21 protein-coding genes and 3 tRNA genes are annotated in these 17,423 nt (G+C 61.5%); 7 read left to right on the plus strand and 17 right to left on the minus strand.

Annotated features, from left to right (window positions below):
* Positions 1 to 64: 64 nt before the first annotated feature.
* Positions 65 to 940: a phosphoribulokinase gene (locus tag ACZYTC_RS09720; RefSeq protein WP_434956276.1), complete on the minus strand. Its 876-nt coding sequence runs from the start codon at positions 938 to 940 to the stop codon at positions 65 to 67.
* Between the two features lie 13 nt (positions 941 to 953).
* Positions 954 to 2,015, minus strand: a complete 1,062-nt coding sequence (locus ACZYTC_RS09725; protein ID WP_488989427.1) for a class 1 fructose-bisphosphatase — start codon at positions 2,013 to 2,015, stop codon at positions 954 to 956.
* 126 nt (positions 2,016 to 2,141) lie between these two features.
* Between ACZYTC_RS09725 and ACZYTC_RS09730 the strand changes: the two genes are divergently transcribed.
* Positions 2,142 to 3,077 (plus strand): LysR family transcriptional regulator, encoded by a 936-nt coding sequence (locus ACZYTC_RS09730; protein WP_488989428.1) that lies wholly within the window; start codon positions 2,142 to 2,144, stop codon positions 3,075 to 3,077.
* Positions 3,078 to 3,393: 316 nt separating this feature from the next.
* On the opposite strand, the gene ACZYTC_RS09735 is transcribed toward ACZYTC_RS09730, so the two are convergent.
* Positions 3,394 to 3,762 (minus strand): response regulator, encoded by a 369-nt coding sequence (locus ACZYTC_RS09735; protein WP_434956273.1) that lies wholly within the window; start codon positions 3,760 to 3,762, stop codon positions 3,394 to 3,396.
* A 219-nt stretch (positions 3,763 to 3,981) separates the two neighbouring features.
* Between ACZYTC_RS09735 and ACZYTC_RS09740 the strand changes: the two genes are divergently transcribed.
* Both ACZYTC_RS09740 and ACZYTC_RS09745 read left to right on the plus strand, forming a co-directional pair.
* The gene (locus ACZYTC_RS09740) at positions 3,982 to 4,275 is read left to right on the plus strand and encodes a DUF3572 family protein (protein ID WP_434956272.1); all 294 of its coding nucleotides are present in this window, start codon (positions 3,982 to 3,984) and stop codon (positions 4,273 to 4,275) included.
* Positions 4,275 to 5,543, plus strand: coding sequence for a DNA polymerase IV (locus tag ACZYTC_RS09745; RefSeq protein ID WP_488989429.1), 1,269 nt, complete (start codon positions 4,275 to 4,277; stop codon positions 5,541 to 5,543). Before ACZYTC_RS09740 ends, ACZYTC_RS09745 begins: the two co-directional genes overlap by 1 nt.
* Before the next feature lie 188 nt (positions 5,544 to 5,731).
* Here ACZYTC_RS09745 and ACZYTC_RS09750 read toward each other — a convergent pair whose 3' ends face one another.
* The 7 genes from ACZYTC_RS09750 to ACZYTC_RS09780 form a co-directional block, all read right to left on the minus strand.
* Complete coding sequence (locus ACZYTC_RS09750) at positions 5,732 to 7,432, minus strand: ArnT family glycosyltransferase (RefSeq protein ID WP_488989430.1); 1,701 nt, start codon at positions 7,430 to 7,432, stop codon at positions 5,732 to 5,734.
* Between the two features lie 77 nt (positions 7,433 to 7,509).
* Positions 7,510 to 7,586: transfer RNA gene (locus ACZYTC_RS09755), tRNA-Arg, on the minus strand.
* Between the two features lie 147 nt (positions 7,587 to 7,733).
* A complete protein-coding gene (locus ACZYTC_RS09760; RefSeq protein ID WP_434956269.1) occupies positions 7,734 to 8,039 on the minus strand; it encodes an ETC complex I subunit in 306 nt (101 codons plus the stop codon).
* Positions 8,040 to 8,072: 33 nt separating this feature from the next.
* Positions 8,073 to 8,149, minus strand: a tRNA-Pro gene (locus tag ACZYTC_RS09765).
* A 96-nt stretch (positions 8,150 to 8,245) separates the two neighbouring features.
* Positions 8,246 to 8,665 carry a DUF192 domain-containing protein gene (locus tag ACZYTC_RS09770; protein ID WP_481272111.1) on the minus strand — a complete coding sequence of 140 codons (420 nt, stop codon included), beginning with the start codon at positions 8,663 to 8,665 and terminating at the stop codon, positions 8,246 to 8,248.
* A gap of 59 nt (positions 8,666 to 8,724) precedes the next feature.
* On the minus strand, positions 8,725 to 9,315 hold the full coding sequence (locus tag ACZYTC_RS09775) for a cold-shock protein (protein ID WP_434956267.1): 591 nt from the start codon (positions 9,313 to 9,315) through the stop codon (positions 8,725 to 8,727).
* 171 nt (positions 9,316 to 9,486) lie between these two features.
* The gene (locus ACZYTC_RS09780; protein ID WP_434956266.1) at positions 9,487 to 10,263 is read right to left on the minus strand and encodes an SIR2 family NAD-dependent protein deacylase; all 777 of its coding nucleotides are present in this window, start codon (positions 10,261 to 10,263) and stop codon (positions 9,487 to 9,489) included.
* 34 nt (positions 10,264 to 10,297) lie between these two features.
* Here ACZYTC_RS09780 and ACZYTC_RS09785 point away from each other — a divergent pair, with 34 nt between their 5' ends.
* Both ACZYTC_RS09785 and ACZYTC_RS09790 read left to right on the plus strand, forming a co-directional pair.
* Positions 10,298 to 10,738, plus strand: coding sequence for a VOC family protein (locus tag ACZYTC_RS09785; RefSeq protein WP_434956265.1), 441 nt, complete (start codon positions 10,298 to 10,300; stop codon positions 10,736 to 10,738).
* 116 nt (positions 10,739 to 10,854) lie between these two features.
* Positions 10,855 to 10,929: transfer RNA gene (locus ACZYTC_RS09790), tRNA-Glu, on the plus strand.
* Positions 10,930 to 10,999: 70 nt separating this feature from the next.
* Here ACZYTC_RS09790 and ACZYTC_RS09795 read toward each other — a convergent pair.
* From ACZYTC_RS09795 to ACZYTC_RS09825, 7 genes are all read right to left on the minus strand, one after another.
* Entirely contained in the window at positions 11,000 to 12,199 is a 1,200-nt protein-coding gene (locus ACZYTC_RS09795; protein ID WP_488989431.1) for a tyrosine-type recombinase/integrase, read from the minus strand.
* Complete coding sequence (locus ACZYTC_RS09800; protein WP_488989432.1) at positions 12,120 to 12,410, minus strand: helix-turn-helix transcriptional regulator; 291 nt, start codon at positions 12,408 to 12,410, stop codon at positions 12,120 to 12,122. The genes ACZYTC_RS09795 and ACZYTC_RS09800 overlap by 80 nt, the downstream gene beginning before the upstream one ends.
* Complete coding sequence (locus ACZYTC_RS09805) at positions 12,407 to 13,105, minus strand: hypothetical protein (RefSeq protein ID WP_488989433.1); 699 nt, start codon at positions 13,103 to 13,105, stop codon at positions 12,407 to 12,409. The genes ACZYTC_RS09800 and ACZYTC_RS09805 overlap by 4 nt, the downstream gene beginning before the upstream one ends.
* A 453-nt stretch (positions 13,106 to 13,558) precedes the next feature.
* A complete protein-coding gene (locus ACZYTC_RS09810; protein ID WP_488989434.1) occupies positions 13,559 to 15,616 on the minus strand; it encodes a DNA cytosine methyltransferase in 2,058 nt (685 codons plus the stop codon).
* The gene (locus tag ACZYTC_RS09815; protein ID WP_488989435.1) at positions 15,609 to 16,043 is read right to left on the minus strand and encodes an HNH endonuclease signature motif containing protein; all 435 of its coding nucleotides are present in this window, start codon (positions 16,041 to 16,043) and stop codon (positions 15,609 to 15,611) included. The genes ACZYTC_RS09810 and ACZYTC_RS09815 overlap by 8 nt, the downstream gene beginning before the upstream one ends.
* Complete coding sequence (locus tag ACZYTC_RS09820; protein WP_488989436.1) at positions 16,040 to 16,519, minus strand: hypothetical protein; 480 nt, start codon at positions 16,517 to 16,519, stop codon at positions 16,040 to 16,042. The genes ACZYTC_RS09815 and ACZYTC_RS09820 overlap by 4 nt, the downstream gene beginning before the upstream one ends.
* Before the next feature lie 73 nt (positions 16,520 to 16,592).
* Positions 16,593 to 16,814 carry a hypothetical protein gene (locus ACZYTC_RS09825; RefSeq protein ID WP_488989437.1) on the minus strand — a complete coding sequence of 74 codons (222 nt, stop codon included), beginning with the start codon at positions 16,812 to 16,814 and terminating at the stop codon, positions 16,593 to 16,595.
* A 148-nt stretch (positions 16,815 to 16,962) separates the two neighbouring features.
* On the opposite strand from ACZYTC_RS09825, the gene ACZYTC_RS09830 reads away from it, so the two are divergent.
* Positions 16,963 to 17,208 carry a DUF982 domain-containing protein gene (locus ACZYTC_RS09830; protein WP_488989438.1) on the plus strand — a complete coding sequence of 82 codons (246 nt, stop codon included), beginning with the start codon at positions 16,963 to 16,965 and terminating at the stop codon, positions 17,206 to 17,208.
* 11 nt (positions 17,209 to 17,219) lie between these two features.
* The gene (locus ACZYTC_RS09835; RefSeq protein ID WP_488989439.1) at positions 17,220 to 17,423 is read left to right on the plus strand and encodes a hypothetical protein; all 204 of its coding nucleotides are present in this window, start codon (positions 17,220 to 17,222) and stop codon (positions 17,421 to 17,423) included.

Consider the following 17,423-nt stretch of genomic DNA (forward strand, 5'->3'; position numbering starts at 1 on the left):
CCGCTGCCCCGGGGCAGACGGTGGTTTGGTTCACGGAAAGGCTCTGTGTCCTGCGGGCGCGCCTCTAGGCGGCTCGCTTCTTGCGCTCGACCAGTTGCAGGATCAGCGGCGTCAGGATGAGCTGCATGGCGAGATCCAGCTTCGAGCCATGGATGACGATGGAGTTGGCTCGCGACATGAAGCTGTTGGGAATCATCGACAGCAGATAGGGAAAATCGATCCCTCTCGGTGTCTGAAAGCGGATCACCACCATCGATTCATCCGGCGTCGGGATCCAGCGCGCGATGAAGGGATTGGACGTATCCACAGTCGGCACGCGCTGGAAATTGATGTCGGTGTGGGTAAATTGCGGGCAGATATAGTTCACATAGTCGGGCATGCGCCGCAGGATGGTGTCGGTCACTGCCTCGGTCGAATAGCCCCGCGTGCTGCGGTCGCGATGCAGCTTCTGGATCCATTCGAGATTGATCACCGGCACCACGCCGATCTTGAGATCGGCATATCTGGCGACGTCGACCTCGTCGGTCACCACCGCTCCATGCAGCCCTTCGTAGAAGAGCAGATCGGTGCCGGATGGCAGTGGCTTCCAAGGCGTGAAGGTGCCGGGCAGGGCCCCATAAAGGATCTCCTCCTCATCATCATGGACATAGTGCCGCGTGGTGCCGGTTCCGTGGTTGCCATAGTCGCGAAACAGCGCCTCCAACTCGGCGAACAGATTGGTTTCCGGGCTGAAATGACTGAAGTGCTTGTTACCCCTGGCCGCCTCCTCGGCCATGTGGGCGCGCATCTCGGTCCTGTCGTAGCGATGAAAGGAATCGCCCTCTACGTAGGCCGCTTCGATGTTCTCGCGGCGAAAGATCTGCTCGAAGGTCCGCTTGACCGAAGTCGTTCCGGCGCCGGACGAGCCCGTGATGGAAATGATCGGATGCTTGATCGACATGGTATTTCCCAGCTCAGACGCGGAACAGGCCGCGATTGGCGAACAAAGGCGCCGAGGTCGGCGGCCACAAGCCCGGTCGGTTATGCAGCGTTTCCAAATGGGCGACCTTGGTCCTAGCCCCAAGGATCAACGGTACGCGCTGATGCAGCGAGGTTGCGCGGATATCGAGAATGCGGATCCGGCCATTGGAGCCCGCCCCGCCTGCCCTCTCCATCAGGAAGGCCATGGGATAGGCTTCATAGATCAGCCGCAGCCGGCCCTGCCCGTAGCCGGCCCTGGCGTCTGCCGGATAGAGATAGATGCCGCCCCGGGTAAGAGCCCGGAAGGTGTCGGCCACCAACGCTCCGTGCCAGCGCATGTTGTGATCCCGCCCTGATGGACCGTCGGCGCCCGCCTGGCACTCGTCGATAAAGGCCCGCACCGGCTCTTCCCAATGCCGGTAATTGGAGGCGTTGATCGAATATTCCGGCTGGTCCCGTTCCGGCAGACGGACATTGGCCTGGGTCAACAGGAACTGGCGTCTGCGACGGTCGAGGGTGAAAATATCGACTCCCTCCCCGAGCGACAGCACCAAAGTCGTCTGCGGACCATAGATGACGAAGCCTGCAGCAAGCTGGCTGGTGCCGGCCGGCCATACCAGGGTACGATCGACCGCCGAGGCCAGCACGAATTCGTCTGGCGTCGGCACGATGGAAAAGATCGTGCCGGCCGGCATGTTGAGGTCGAGATTGCCGGATCCGTCGACCGGGTCGATGGCGACGCATAGAGGCTGGCTCGCATCCCAGATTTCCAACTCGTCGGCTTCCTCCGACGCGAAGGCGGCGATCGGGCAAGTTCGCAGGGCCTCCCGGAACTGGCGGTTGGCCCAGACATCCATGTCCTTCTGTTCGTCTCCCCCGGCATTGTGGCCAAGGGTCTCCTCGGCGATCTCGGCGAGCGTGCCGAGCGAGACGGTTTCCGAGACTCGGATGGCGGCCGCAGCGAGACTGGCGACGACTTCGACAACCGCGGGCCTGAGCATGTCGGCACCGGCATGGCGAGCAAGATAGCTGTCCAGAGTCGGTTTGTCGGTCATCGGCATTCTCCCCCGGATGATGCCCCATCCGGGGCACCGTCATTTCGTGGTCTTTCGAGGAGCTTGACCGAAAATAGAAAATAATCGAAATTTTGTTTTCTTCGCCTTTGCGAAAGTTTTTCTTATATGGTCATACGCCTACGAGACATCACCCGTCGGCAGCTTCGCGCCCTCGCCGCCATCGCATCCAGCGGCTCGGTGACGTCGGCCGCCAAGAATCTGCACCTAACCCAACCGGCGGTGACATTGCAGCTGCGCAACCTGCAGGATCTGGCTGACCTGCCCTTGCTGCAACGGACGGGCGATGGGATGATCCTCACCGATGCCGGCATCGAGATGCTGCAATTACATAGCCGCATCGAGGCAGCCATTGCCGATTGCGAAGCCACGCTGAGCATCATCTCCGGAAGAACCGCCGGGCGTATCTCGATCGGGGCGGTCAGCACGGCCAAATATTTCGTGCCGTTCATCATCGCAGCCTTCTCACGCGTGCATCCGCGGATCGAAGTGACATTGTCGATCGGCAATCGTGCCGAAATCATGCAGGCCCTGCGCGACTACAAGCTCGACGTCGCCATCACAGGCCGCCCTCCTCCCGACATCGAGGTCGAGAAGCACCTGATCGGCCAGAACCCACATGTCATCATCGCGTCGCGCAATCACTGGCTGGCGAAGGAGAGAGGCCTTGCCGCGGTCGATTTGTCGCATGAGACTTTCCTCACACGAGAGCCGGGTTCAGGCACCCGCATGCTGATGGAGCGCCTGTTCGAGCAGACCGAACTCGCCCCTCATATCGGCATGGAATTCGACTCAAACGAGACGATCAAGCAAAGCGTGATCGCCGATCTCGGCATCGCCTTCCTCTCGGCCCATACGGTGGCGACCGAGTTGGAGGATGGCCGCCTCGTGATATTGGACGTGGCGGGCCTGCCTGTAACCCGGCAGTGGTTCGTGGTACGCCGGGTCGACAAGGTGTTGTTGCCTCCGGCCCAGGAAGCCTTGGATTTCATCGCAAGAGAGGCGTCTCAATATCTGCCGCGCCCGCTCCTCAGCCACGACTGACCTCAAAAAGGGGAATTTGTGGGATCGCAGGGATCTCAGCCCATAGGCGCTAACTTTGCGGAACTCGGTGCTTATCTGGTGGGTCGATCTCCAGATCGACCATCTTGGAAGCGCCTTGCTTGCTGGCGGGAAGATGCCGATCAGAAGATCGGCACACCTCGTTTCAGGCGCCTCCACTCGCAAAATTAGCGCCTATGGGCATCCCTGCCCGCTCTCGGAAACACTGCGCTTGCAGGAAGAGCAGGCTGTCGTGAAATGCTCGGGCGTCGCTGAGATGAATGCGATCCCCAGAAATGCCTTGGCGACTCTCGAGGCCCTATTCTCCCAGGAAGCCGCGCACCGTTTCCAGGAACTTCGCCACCGAGATCGGCTTCGATAGATAGGCTTCGCACCCGCCCTGGCGGATGCGTTCCTCGTCGCCCTTCATGGCGAAGGCCGTGATGGCCACCACTGGGATCGTCTTCAGTTCGTCATCGTCCTTGAGCCAGCGCGTCACTTCGAGGCCAGAAACCTCAGGCAGCTGGATATCCATCAAAATCAAATCGGGACGATGCTCGCGGGCCAGGCTCATCACATTGATGCCGCTACGCGTTTCCACGATGTCATAGCCGTTGGCTTCCAACAGATCATGGAAGAGCTTCATGTTGAGCTCGTTATCTTCCACGATCAGGACTTTCTTGGCCATGGAGCCCCTCGTCTACGCCAAAGCATCCTGCGATGTGGCACAATAGCCAAGAATCACAAAGACGCGCCAAAAACAAAGAGTTAGAGCAAGGAAGCGTTTTCAGCAAAACGTGCTTTGCTCTAGAATGCGCTGCGGATATCGCGGCTGCGAATCTGTTTTCAACCACGCCCGCTTACTGGCACGTTGTTAGCAGTCAGTCCTTACCAAACGGGAAATCGAATGTTCAGGCAAACCGCCGGGCAGGCAGCCCAAAAACAACGCGCCGAAGAAGTAGCGACGGCCGCTCTCGGCTTCATTGCAGCGGACGAGGATCGACTCAACGGTTTCTTCATGGCGACCGGCCTGTCACCCGACGAGATTCGCAGTGCCGCCGCCAAGCCCGGCTTTCTCGCGTCGGTTCTGCAGCACGTCCTCTCGGATGAGGCGAGTGCCGCCAGCTTTGCAGCGGAGAATGGCCTGTCTCCGGAAGATCTGCAACGAACGGCTTTCCAGCTCGGCATTCGTTGGGACTGATGGGCGCTCTCTGCCGCGACTGCCTTGGCGAAGCGGGCGAGGCAGATCGTTGCCCTACCTGCCGTTCGCCGCGCATTGTCCGGCATGCTGAACTCGAGCGGCTCGCCATCGCCCATGTCGACTGTGACGCCTTCTACGCCACCATCGAGAAGCGCGACGATCCTTCCCTCACCGATAAGCCAGTGATCGTCGGCGGCGCCAAGCGCGGTGTGGTCTCCACCGCCTGCTACATCGCCCGCACCTATGGCGTGCGTTCGGCCATGCCGATGTTCCAGGCGCTTAAGCTGTGCCCGGATGCGGTGGTCGTCAGGCCCAACATGGAAAAATATGTCCAGGTCGGCCGCCAGGTCCGCGACATGATGCTGGCACTGACGCCGCTGGTCGAACCGCTTTCGATCGACGAGGCCTTTCTCGACCTCACTGGCACCGACCGCCTGCATCACGCCAGTCCGGCCCGTACACTGCTGCGTTTTGCCAACCAGGTCGAAAAGGAACTGAAAATCACCGTGTCCATCGGGCTCTCGGCCAACAAGTTCCTGGCCAAGACCGCCTCCGATCTCGAAAAGCCCCGCGGTTTTACCGTGCTTTCGCCGGAAGAAGCGCCCGAGTTTCTGGCTCCGCGCCCAATCTCCTTCATCTGGGGCGTTGGCAAGGCTGGAGCCGCCCGCTACGAGCGGGACGGATTGCGCACCATCGCCGACCTGCAGCGTGCCGGGGAGATTCCACTGATCCGGCGCTACGGCGTCGAGGGGCAGCGCCTCGCCCGCCTCGCCTTTGGCCGCGACGCCCGCAAGGTCGATCCAGAAGGCGATCGCAAATCGGTTTCGGCCGAGACGACCTTCGAGCACGACCTTGCTAGTGGCGAGAGCCTGTTGCCGATCCTCTGGCAATTGTCGGAAAAGGTTTCGGCCCGGCTTAAAAAATCCGCCATTGCCGGTTCCACCGTGACGCTGAAGCTGAAATCGGCCGATTTCCGCATTCGCACCCGCGCCCAGAGCCTGCACGAGCCGACACGCCTGGCGACACGCATCTTCGAGACCGGCAAAAAACTGCTCTCGAAGGAAACCGATGGCACGCAATATCGCCTGATCGGCATCGGCATCACCGGCCTCACCGACATGGCCGACGCCGATCATGGCGATCTCGCCGACCCCAACGCCAAACGCCTTGTCGCGACCGAGAATGCCATCGACGCCGTCCGGGCGAAGTTCGGCAAGACCGCCATGCAAAAGGGCATCGCCTTCAAACCCGGCAGGGGCGAGACTTAAGGATTCATGCGTCGACAAACGAATCGAGCTGGCTCGACCTTTGTCATTGCCGGGCTTGACCCGGCAATCCAGTTCCGCCCTCCAGACGTCAAAGACGGGCTCCCTGGATGCCCTGGTCAAGCCCGGGCATAACAAAGGTGGCGCTTCAATTATGTCCGGACAATGCCTAACCAAGGCCGCAAGACGCGTTACGGGCTGCGATAAACGCCGATATCCAGCTTCTTGCCGCCGTTGATGTTGATTCCTGCAACCCTGGAAACCAGGTCGACCTTGGTCCCGTTCGCGGTGAGACGGGCCAGAAAGGCCGGCTCGAAGCGCTTGTCGACAAAGGCGGCCCGGCAGATCCCCTGCCCGATGAAGTCCGCCGCGCCTTCGGGGCTGGGCATATCGAGATCGGTACCGGCCAGGAAGACCAGGCTGGGCTCACGAAAGCCAACGCTCGCTGCTGCGACATGCGGGCATTGCGCGGCCTGGGCCGCCGCAGCCAAGCGCGGGCTGATGGCCATCGCCTGCAATTTGGGAATGGCGCCCGCATAGATGCCCCAATAAAGCAGCAGGCCGGTGGCGAGACATGCCAGAACGGCCTCCACGCCCCTTCCCTCACCCAGCCGTCGCCAGGCCAGCCATGCCGCCGCAACGGCCGCGATGGCGAAAGCCAGCGTCAGCCAGGCGATCTCGCTCTGATAGAACCACACCGCTCCGACCCCGACCACCGCCAGCACCAAGGCCAGCAAGGGGATCAGGCCGGCGACGATGCGCGCCCAGAGGCTTCGCGACAGCCCGTCATCGAAGACCGCCATGGCGATCAGAATCGCAATCGCCGGATAGACCGGCAGGACGTAATGCGGCAGCTTGGTCGGGAAGAATTCGAAGACGAGCCAGAATGGCACCAGCCAGGCGAGCAGGAAGATCACGGCCGGCCGACGCCGCTGATGCCAGACCCAGGGCGCGGCGAGTGCCGCCAGCGGTGCGAATGGCCAGAACGTGCCCCAGAACACGGCAAGATAGGTTCCCGGCCACCCACCATGCGATTCCTGGGCGCCTGCCACCTTGTTCAGCATGTCCTTGCCGACCGATTCCTGCAGGAAGGCGCCCTTGGTCTCGATCATGATGGCGATGAACCAGGGGGATACCAGGACGAGCGTGAACAGGATGCCCCAAAGCCAGCGCAACTGCCCGAGCCAGCGCCAGTCACGCGTGGCAGCCACGGTGCCGGCAATGGTAAGGCCGACCAGAAGGGCGCCTATGGGCCCCTTGATCAGGATCGACACCGCCATGCCGAGCCAGAAAACGGCTGGAAGCGCGAGGCCCGCGGGCGCCGGATCGCCCCGGTGCGAAGCCATGAAAAACCGGGCGAGCACGCCCACCATCGCCATGACCGTCAGCAACTGCGTCGCATCCGTCTTCGCCAGGCGCGCCTCGACGCCGAGCAGCAGGCAGCCGGCCATGATCAGGCCCGCAAGCAAAGCCGAACGTCGTCCCGCCAGCGGGATCGCCGTCCACCAGGTCAGGAGCACAGCCCCAATTGCAGCGATCAGCGAGGGAATGCGAAAGAGCCAGATCGTGGTGCGTGCCTCGGGAACCCCGAGGCTGGCGCCGAGGCTGACCGCTGCCATCTGCAGCCAGTAGATACCGACCGGCTTCTTCAGCCTTGCCTCGTCCTGGAAGCGGATGGAGACGAAATCGCCGCTCTCCAGCATCTGCTTGGACGCCTGGGCAAAGCGCGGCTCGTCACGATCCATCGGCGGCAGACCGGTGAAGCCGGGCGCGAATGCGAGCAGCGCAGCCACCAGCAAAGCAGAGATCGCCAGCAGATTCGAGCCCGCTATGCGGTCGAGCAATCGTCCAGGGGTGCTGGCAGCTGCCGGTGATTCGGATAGAGCTGCCATGCAAACCTCCGCCGATGTGCGGGTTATGTCGGAAAACCGAAGTCCGGCTCGAGCCGATGGAGAAGACCGGCCTGGGATGGCGACCCCAGCAGGGCTCGAACCTGCGACCTAGCGCTTAGAAGGCGCTCGCTCTATCCAGCTGAGCTATGGGGCCAATCCCGACGCCGAGCGCTAAAGCGTTTTGCGATTTGACGCAATCACCAAGAAGCGCAAAGACGCTTTAGCCAATCCATTGGATCGGCTGGAAACAAGGAGCGAGAGCAAACAGGCGTTCAGTGAGGAACGCGCTTTGCTCTCAAACTCAATGGGTCCACTGACCCACGCGCGAAACCTTGAAGTTGTCCGAATAGGACACGATCTTCGTCGTCGCTTCCTGCGGCTCGAAGAGTTGATAGGCGATGCCGTTGCGAGTGGCGTAGGCGATGGCCTCTTCCTTGGTCGCGAAACGCAGCTTGACCTGCTGCTTCATGTCACCCGAGGAAGTCCAGCCCATGAGCGGCTCGACCGAGCGCGGCTCTTCCGGCTCGAACTCCAGGAGCCAGTCCTTCGTCTTCGCGGAACCGGACTGCATCGCCGTACGTGCCGGCTTAAAGATTCTGGCTGTCATCGTTCGCCGTCCGCCTTTCGTCTCATCCATCCTTGGTCGGGGCAGCAGGATTCGAACCTGCGACCTATAGTACCCAAAACTATCGCGCTACCAGGCTGCGCCATACCCCGTTAAGGACGAATGATGAGCTTACTAAGGGGCCGCGCCGAGAACCGCAAGGGCCTGAACGGCCCGATTTCAAAAAGTTGTATGACCGGGTGACGCGGTCAAGGCTTGAAGATCGGGTAGCTTACCTTGTCGCCGGGCTTGATGCCCAGCTTGTCCGCTGTCCCCGCCACCACCTCCAAGACGGCGAGCACCGGCGCCCCGGACATGATGGTGCGCGTCGACAAGGGTTCGGCACGCTTCTCGATACGCTGGATCGTGCCATCGCCACGGATGAAGATCATGTCGAGCGACACATAGGTGTTTTCCATCCAGAACGAGGCGATACGTTCCGCCGGGAAGGGAAACAGCATGCCCTTGTCCGGATCGAGGCTGCGTCGGAACATCATGCCGCGCCTCTGTTCGTCCTCGGTGCGCATGACCTCGACCTGGAAGTCGCGCTCGCCGCCAGCTGTGGCGATCGACAAAGGCTCGAACACGCCATCCTCGGCACGCAGAGCCGAAAGACTAGCAATGCTCACAAACAAAGCGAGGATAGCGGCGTAAGCTATTGAAAGCGAAAAAATGTTGCGCATTTTCGTCAATGCGACTGCGGTCCAGTCGGTCCATCCGCAAGCTTGAGCTCGGCGGCCATCAATCCCTTGGGTCCGGTGCCGAAACGCACCATCAGGATCTGACCTGGCTTCAGGTCCATGATGCCGAACCGCCGCAAGGTCTCCATATGGACGAAAATATCCGGTGTTCCATCGCCCCGCGAGACGAAGCCGAACCCGCGCAGGCGATTGAACCATTTCACCGTGGTCGGCTCGAAACCGCCCGTCGGCGTCACCTGCACATGGGTGCGGGCCGGCGGCAGCTGTGCGGGATGCACGGCGGTGGATTCATCCATCGACAGGATACGAAAAACTTGCAGGCCCTTGGCACGCTGTGTGGCCTCGACCACCACGCGCGCGCCCTCGAAGGCCGCCTGGAAGCCATCCCGGCGCAGGACGCTGACATGAAGCAGAATATCCTGGCTGCCATTGTCCGGAACGATAAAGCCGTAGCCCTTCGCAATGTCGAACCATTTGATGGTGCCGGCGACCTCCAGCAGGCCCGCCGGCCTCTCGTCCGGATGTCCCCCGGAGTCGTGAACTGGCTCGAACCTCGCTTCAAAATCGTTCGTACCCATCTACGCCATCCAACACATTGCCCACGGACTGGGCCGCCGCACGATTCTTGAGGCCGCTACGATAACACCCCCTGGCTCAACGGAAAGCCCGAATTAACATTTTTGTGCCTCATCTTCGTACAATCGCAAAACGTCCCTAAAATCGACGAACTCTCGAAAATCCAGCTGCATTTACAGAACGAATTCCTCCAGCAGATCGCCGATCTCTCCCCGCAGCAATAGATCTGCATAACGATCGCCCGGTGTCTCCTCGCGATTGACGATCACCACCCGCGCGCCCTGGCGATGGGCAAGTCGCGGCAGGTCCGCGGCCGGATAGACGACCAGGGACGAGCCGACCACCACGAAAAGATCGCAGGTCCTGGCGAGTTCGGTGGCGCGCCGCATCGCCGTCTCCGGCATGGGCTGCCCAAAGGATATCGTCGCCGTTTTGATAAAGCCGCCGCAATCGTCGCAGCGCGGCGCTTGTCCGTTTGCCAGGAACGGGGCGCGCAAGGCCTCGATTTCATAGCGCCTGGCGCAGTCGAGGCACGTCGCATACGTCGTGTTGCCATGCACTTCCACGACGGCATCGGCCGGAATGCCCGAATCCTGGTGCAGATTGTCGATGTTCTGCGTGATCACCGCCGGACATTTGCCGGCCTGCACCCAGGAGGCGATCGCCATATGGCCGCGCGTGGGCCGGGCCGAGCGGATCTCGTCGTCCATGTCGAAGCGCCGGCGCCAACTTTCGCGCCGGGCCTCCTCGTCGGCCAGGAACGCCTCGAAGGCAATCGGTTTCATCCGGCTCCAGCGGCCGCCCGGCGAGCGAAAGTCGGGAATGCCTGCCTCTGTCGACAGGCCAGCACCGGTGAAGGCGGCGACACGATCAGCCCGCGCCAGCATTGCGGCGAAGCGGGCGCGTTTTTCGGCAAGCACGGCATCCTTGTCGGCGGCGGCAATCGGCATTAGGCCTTACCTCTCCACATGCAATGAGGGTCCGATGAAATATCTCCACACCATGGTCCGCGTCCGCGACCTCGATGCCTCGCTCAAATTCTATGTCGACATCTTCGGCCTGGTCGAGGGTCGGCGCTATGAAAACGAGAAGGGCCGCTTCACCCTGGTCTTCCTGGTTGCCCCGGAGGATCTCGAAGCCTTCCGGGCCGGCAAGGCCCCTGCCCTCGAACTGACCTACAACTGGGATCCGGAAGATTACGGCAGCGCCCGCAATTTCGGCCATCTCGCCTATGAGGTCGACGACATCTATGCCTTCTGCGCCCAGCTGCAGCAGGCCGGCATCACCATCAACCGCCCGCCCCGCGACGGTCACATGGCCTTCGTGCGCTCGCCGGATCTGATCTCCATCGAGATCCTGCAAAAGGGCGATTCTCTGCCGCCAGCCGAGCCCTGGGCCTCGATGGCGAACACCGGCGTGTGGTGAAACGGGGCATTTCACCCGCAAAACCAGCACCAAAACTGCCCGGCACAACAAATTTCACAAAGGCGGCATATTCCTCTTGCCGCCTGCGATTCACCCCTCTATATGTCCGCCCCGCCGCGCCCTTCGTCTATCGGTCAGGACGCCACCCTTTCACGGTGGAGAGAGGGGTTCGATTCCCCTAGGGCGCGCCACACCGCTAAGTCAGTACTTACTTATCAATGGCTTACTGACCGAAATTGTCGCACCTCCTGTAACCGCCTCTCAAGGTGCGACACGGCTGTGCCGTCTCCGTTCCCCCGGATCCGTCAAAATCTTTTCAACAACCAGGGTTTGCGCGATCCGCTCAAAACCCTTTGTCGCCAGAATCAGAGCCCTCGCCTTCTTGGTGTAGACGCCCGACTGGCGGTTATTCGCCCATCCATACATGGCCTCGAGCTCTACTTCTGAGCCGCCGTTCTCTGAGCAAATCGTTGCGCCGCCCTTGCGGAGACCGTGCGGTGAGCAATCCGGCAAGCCAGCCTCACGGCATCGGTCTTTGAACCAATTCCCAAACGCCGCGCCCGAGGCGAACGGTTTGCCATAAGCAGTGAGCAGATATGGGAGTTGATCAGTGTCGGGCATTGCCTCGATTGCATCGACGAGCGGCCAGGGCATTTCAGTGATCAGGTCGGCACCGGTCTTGCTGGTCTTGAAGTTCACCTTGCCCGAGCGAGCGTGTTGCCGGCCGAACTTCACCGCATCGGAGCGACGGAGCCCGGTGAACAGAAGCTGCATGCAGGCCAGATACGGCATTGTGCCGATAGGGTGCCTCGTCACGTAGGTTCGGATGTCGTCAACCGTCCAGGTGTAGAAGCCCTCGGATTCGGTCTTGATCTTTCCAAGGCCCGCAGCCGGGCTCACCTCTATGATCTTGATGCTGACGGCCCAGGTGTAGAGCGCCTTCAGGGATTTCAGCCACTCGTTGGCATTGCCGGGAACAGCAGACCGCTTGGCGACGCCTTTGGCTATGTTCTCGCCCGGGATCACCATCGGCTTATGGCCGTGTTCCTTCTTCACGTCCTCCAGGATCTTCCGGCGACGCTTTCGGCCGAGCGGATCCATCGTGAGATATTTCGTCGACTCTGTGAAATAGCGCTCGATGAGCCAGCCCAACGTCTTAGGGGCGAACGGCACTCGCACGTCCTGCTTGCCGGCCTTCGCAGCATTCTCTTCGGCGCCCGCGAAGAGCGCTTTCACTGCTGCTCGATACTCGTCGAGGAATTCGGGTGACGAGACCGGGTGCTTGAGACGGATCCGTTTTCCCTTCAGGCGCGCATAGACGACGCGCCGGCCGTGACGCGTCTTTTCCTCGCTTAGATACCGAAGATCGATCTCCATCCCGTCAGGGTGCTTCATCGCCCCAACCGTCGTCAACGTCGCCATCTGGGGATTGCGGGGATTGCTCATCACGAAGTTGATCAAACGCCGAATCCAGCGCGCGCATATCCCAGATCACCCGTCGGTCGATCCGGATCGGCTTCGGCATCTTGCCCGTTCCAACGAGCTCAAGGAATTTCGTCTGGCTCAGACCGATGTAAGCTGCGGCTTCTTCGCACGACAGGCCGCGCCGCGGCGCCGGCGAGAGTGGCAGCACGATGGTGGTTGCGGCGTCGATCGCGCGGGCGTGCTTCATGCCGCCTCCTTCATCGCGTCGATGTTCTTCTGATGGACGTCGAACACGGTTGCCGAAACCCATGGATTTGCCGCCCAGGAATCAGCGCCGTTGATGTTCTCCCACAGATGGCGATATGCGTTCACGGCACTGCCATAGGTCGAGCGTACCAAACTGCGCCGGTCGTTGTTCGACAATCCGGTCCATGGCACTCTGTCGGGCCCCTCGCACCAGGTGCAGACGCCCTCGGCCCAGGCGTCCTCCTCGCTGACATCGTTGAGGCGTTCGACCTTGACGCCGGTCACGATCAGGGTGAGGCGAGACGCCCAGCGGGGCATGAACATTGACGGCCGCCGCTGGTCTCCCCATGGATTGCCCCAGGTCGACGCCTGCCCGTTATCGTTCGCCTCATAGAAGATCGGCAGACCAGGCAGTTCGAATATCGGGAGATCCCGTGGACGGATCCCATCAAAGGCGCGCTCAGTTCGCCATGCCTCGCGGACCCACAGGCGATCACCGACGCGCCAGGGATAGGCATCATCGCGCCACTTCTGGTTGCCGGGATCGAGCACGTAGCTATCCGACCAGGTGCCGTCGAAGAGGCTCGGCCTATTCGGGTTGTGCCGTGGCTTGATGACGCGCCGCGTTTGGGTCTTCGTGCCGGCGATTAGGGCGCGGATCATAGGCGCGCTGAAAAGGATTGGGCGATCGGTCATTTCTTGCGCTCCCAATCATTCGGTTGGAAGAAGTCAAAGACAGCTGCACGGCATGCGACACACAGATCTTTCCACCTGAAGGTTGGGCCGGGGCCATCTCTCCAGGCGAAGTTTGCTGTGACGTCTGTCTTCTGGGAATGGTTCGGCAGCTTTTCGCCGAGATCGGCACCGCAACGGTCGCAGCTGTAGGTCTTGTGGATGTGCTCGGCCATCATATACCCCCTGCCGCTTCGATGGCGGCGGCTTTGCAACGGTCCCAAAGGCGTTCCCGGACTCGGAACCAATCGATGCGTCCGTCAGGCGTCGCGCGCCGGCGAGCCTCGGCATATCGGGCGCGCAATCCGCGCGGAACATGCCGCCAGTGCTTCGGGCAGATGACTTCCGTTGCGCCGACGTGACGGCCTTCGGCAAAAACCGTGCACCGGCAGAACGGGACGAGGCAGCTGATACGGATCATTCTGCAGCATCCAGCAATGGCATGAAGGCAGCCTGGGCCCGGCGCTTGACCTCGCGCGGCTGATAGTTCGCCGCCACCAGCACGCGGGCCATGCCTGGACAGACCGAGTTGCCGCACATCCGGCCTTGCTGCTCGAGGGTGAACTCGACACATCTGCCGTCCTCATGCACGCCGTGATCGATGATGTAGTCAGCTCCGAACCCCTGGGCGCTGAACCGCTCGCGCGGCGTCAGCATCCGCATGCCGATATCCGTGATGGCGTAGGGCTCCCCCTCGATTGCCACTGTGACCAGGCCGTGCCGCGGCTTTGCCGTGACGGTGTGCAGGGGATCGTCTGCCGCCTGCACTGGCTCGCCGGCGCCGTAGTATTTAGCAAGGAATGTAGCGACCAAGCCGGCGTGGTTACCCTGCGCGCTCACGGTCTGCAGCGGGCGGTCTGCCGGTGCATCCCGGCGATCCGAGCCCCGCAGGTTTAGGACATGTGCAGCGACGAGGTTTTGATTGATACCTTTGCCGGTTAGCGTTGAAAGCGGCTTATCGACCTCGTGGCCGATTACGTCGGTGTTGTGCTGCGCGAGGAAGGCGGCAACGACAGCGGATTTGCCGGCGCCACCGGCCGTAATAGTAGGGGCCGGTTCATCGACGGCCGCGCCGATGGATGCGCCGAACTGCCGAGACAGATGCACGGCGGCAAGCACGCCCTCGTTTCCACCTGGGACGACGGTTGCGGACGGTTCCTCAACCGACCTGGTGCGCGGCTCCTGCCCGGGTCGCTCCTGATACCGCGGCACCAGGTAGGGCGCGACAAGGCACGCATCGGCCTTAGCCGTCTGGGTCAACACCGGCTCATCAGCAGGACGGGTCTCGCTCTGCGCAGCGCGACCGCCGCAACCGATCAGCACCGGGGCAACGATGCCGAGCGGCGCGGCCCCTCCCCCATGCGTCTCGCTCGCGTGCGAGGTCACAGTATGGAGCGGTTCGTCAACCGGGTGGCCGGTGCTGCCCGAATTGAACTTCGTGACGAACGGCGTGATCAGAGTGTTCTGATCCTTCTCCGATGCGGTGATCGTATGAAGGGGGTCGCCGATATCCCGATTGCCGCCGCCCTGCTGGGCATAGCTGACAAAGGGCGTGACCAGGGCTTCGCCGCGCTTGGCCGTCAGGGTGGTCAGGGGCGCATCAACCGGCCGATCGCGCATGGTGCCGTCGGCATGGTTGATGCTGACCAGGAACGGCTTTGGTGAGTTCACCACATAACGCATCGTGCCCTTGGCCACGCGAGCAAGGGTATTGTCGGCAAGCGGCCGGTTCGCCCTGATACCGAGCTTTTCCTTGATCTCGGCGCTCGTCTCGAAGATCGACGGGCACGGCAACGAAAAGTCGATGATCTCGGCCGCCGTCCGCCATGACTTGAGAGTGCCGGCGGCGATCAGCTCGGCGTCGTTCTTGTCTTTCGGGTTACCATGGGTTCGCTCGGGCCAGGTGATCGGCAGACCATCGCGCCGCATGATCACGAACAGGCGCTTGCGGATTGTCGGGTCGCCATAGTCACAAGCCCGCAGCTCGCGCCACTCGGCGACGTAGCCCATGGCACGATAGGCGTTGATGTAGGATTCGAAGGTCTTGCCCTTCTGGATAGGGCATGGCTTGCCGTCGGCGAGCAGCGGGCCCCAATCCTGAAACTCCTCGACGTTCTCCAGGATGATCACGCGCGGACGCTGGCGCTTCGGCAGGGACTTAACCCAGCGCAGACCAACCCAGGCCAGGCCGCGAATATCCTTGTTCCTGGGCTTGCCGCCCTTGGCCTTGCTGAAGTGCTTGCAGTCCGGCGACATCCACAGCAGGCCAATGGGAAGGCCGTCGCACATATTGCGGGCGTCAATATTCCAAACGTCCTCGACCAGATGACGGGTACGAGGATGGTTGACCCGATGCATCGCCAGAGCGAGGGCATCATGATTGAGAGCGATATCAGGATCGTAGCCGATCGCGGCCTTGATCCCTTCGGACGTGCCGCCGCCGCCGGCGAAGGAGTCCACCACGAGTTCACGCATTTACTAGTCCTCGTGCTGAATGACATTTTTTGGGGTTGCCGAAACCGTGTGCGACCACCTCGCTGTGATGCTCGCGTGCATGCTCCGCTCTTGTCATGATCTGCAAATTGGAAAGATCATCGTTGAGCATGTTTCGATCACGGTGATGAATCACGTGGCCTTTCGGCAATCGGCGTCCGCTCGATGCTTCCCAAACGATTCTCGCTCTATCGCGCCACACATTCGGTTCGGCGACTTTGATCAGCGCTCTCAACCCGCCATTTCGCGTGCGAATCGTGATCGATCCGACCGGCATGTGGTTGTGGGCCCGTTGACCTGCCTTAAACTCTGTCGATGGGCTAAGCCTGTCACCTGCTTTGATCTGCGTGGCGGGGGAATAGGCATGCCCTTGGATAAAACGGCCCTGCTGTCGTGGAGGCTCTCTCATTCCACCTCACTCCCGCATTGAAACTTCCCGCCGCGCACGGACGGATAGTCCCCGGCCTCGCAGCGCGCCTGGGAAAGGCCGCAGGAGCAAAGCTCGACGGGAGGCAAGCCGGTCGCGGTCAGGCGTTCGGATGGAACCTTGAGGTACCCAATCGCGCCATCGTCGAAGCCCTTTTCGATCTCCTGATCTTTGTCGAGAACGACGGTCGCCTTGCGCTGGTGCCAAGATCTGATGACACCGCGCCGCGTGATCACCCGCTTCTCGAACGGGTCATCGTCTGGCCGGCTCCACGATTTCTCGACGAGATCGAACGCCTTCACCTCGACGACTGCGCCCGGCGGGAAATCCTTCTGCGGCAGCCGGCATTGCAGCGTTGCCTTCGTGATGCTAAGCCCCTTCAAGGCGGCGAGCGTCTTCGTCCGGATGCTGCAATCGGCCTTGCGGTGGCAGTTATGGCAGGGATGGAGGACCGTCATGTCGAAGCCCTCCATCCGATTTGACAATCGGAAACGCCGGGATGATTCATTGATTCAACAAGGGCGCTGCGGCTCAGGGGGCGAGCGTGATGGCTTCGGGAATGCGCAAAAGAACGTTGGTTCTTGCCGCCATTGCAGTAGCAGGTTGGGCATTGGTCATGTGGACCGGGGTCACCCCGGTTAGCTGCCCACTCACACCGATCCATTTCCCCTTCAGTTGGTCCTGCGGGATATTCCTGCCTGCTTGGTTTATATCGACCATAAGCATGGTAACGCTGTTCGGCGAAGGCTTCATGCCCTGGCTTAGGTCCAATCTGAAAGCGAGACGCGACGTCGTTCAATCGCGGCAGGATCGCGATAGATCCTGACTTACTCGTAGCAGCTGGCACCCCCCGCCCCGGAACCATCCCGCCCCGCCGACGTTGGAATGCCGGAGGTGCGCCATGGACCCCAAAGTCTTCAGTAGCCCCGTGAAATTCGAAACCGGCATCGGCCAGTTCAGGGTTGTCGTAAGCGTCCAGGATGCCGCGCACGTCCTGCTGAGCAATTGGCCCGTTGATGAAGGCGACGCCTATCTCGCTGCCCGTCAGGCCTGTCTCGACGCGCTGGCTGGAGTGGTGCCGCCTGACGTAGCCCGCAAAGCGTTTATCGAGGCCTGCGATGAAGCCGGCATGTATGTGATGCAGTGATGGAGGGCGAGATGCCCGATCGAACACGCCAGAAGCCGCCCGACAAGACGAGGAAGAAAGCCCCGGCCCCCGAAGCTTCGCCGGAGGACGAAATGCCGTTGGTGCCGCCGAAGGTGAGCTATCCCGGCCAGGCCGAAGATAAGCCGGTGCCGGAGCCCGGTCCGCAGCCTCACAAAAGACAGCGCGGTAGAACCGAGCGGATGCATATTCTCTGA

This window comes from Labrys sp. F242, assembly GCF_057813875.1.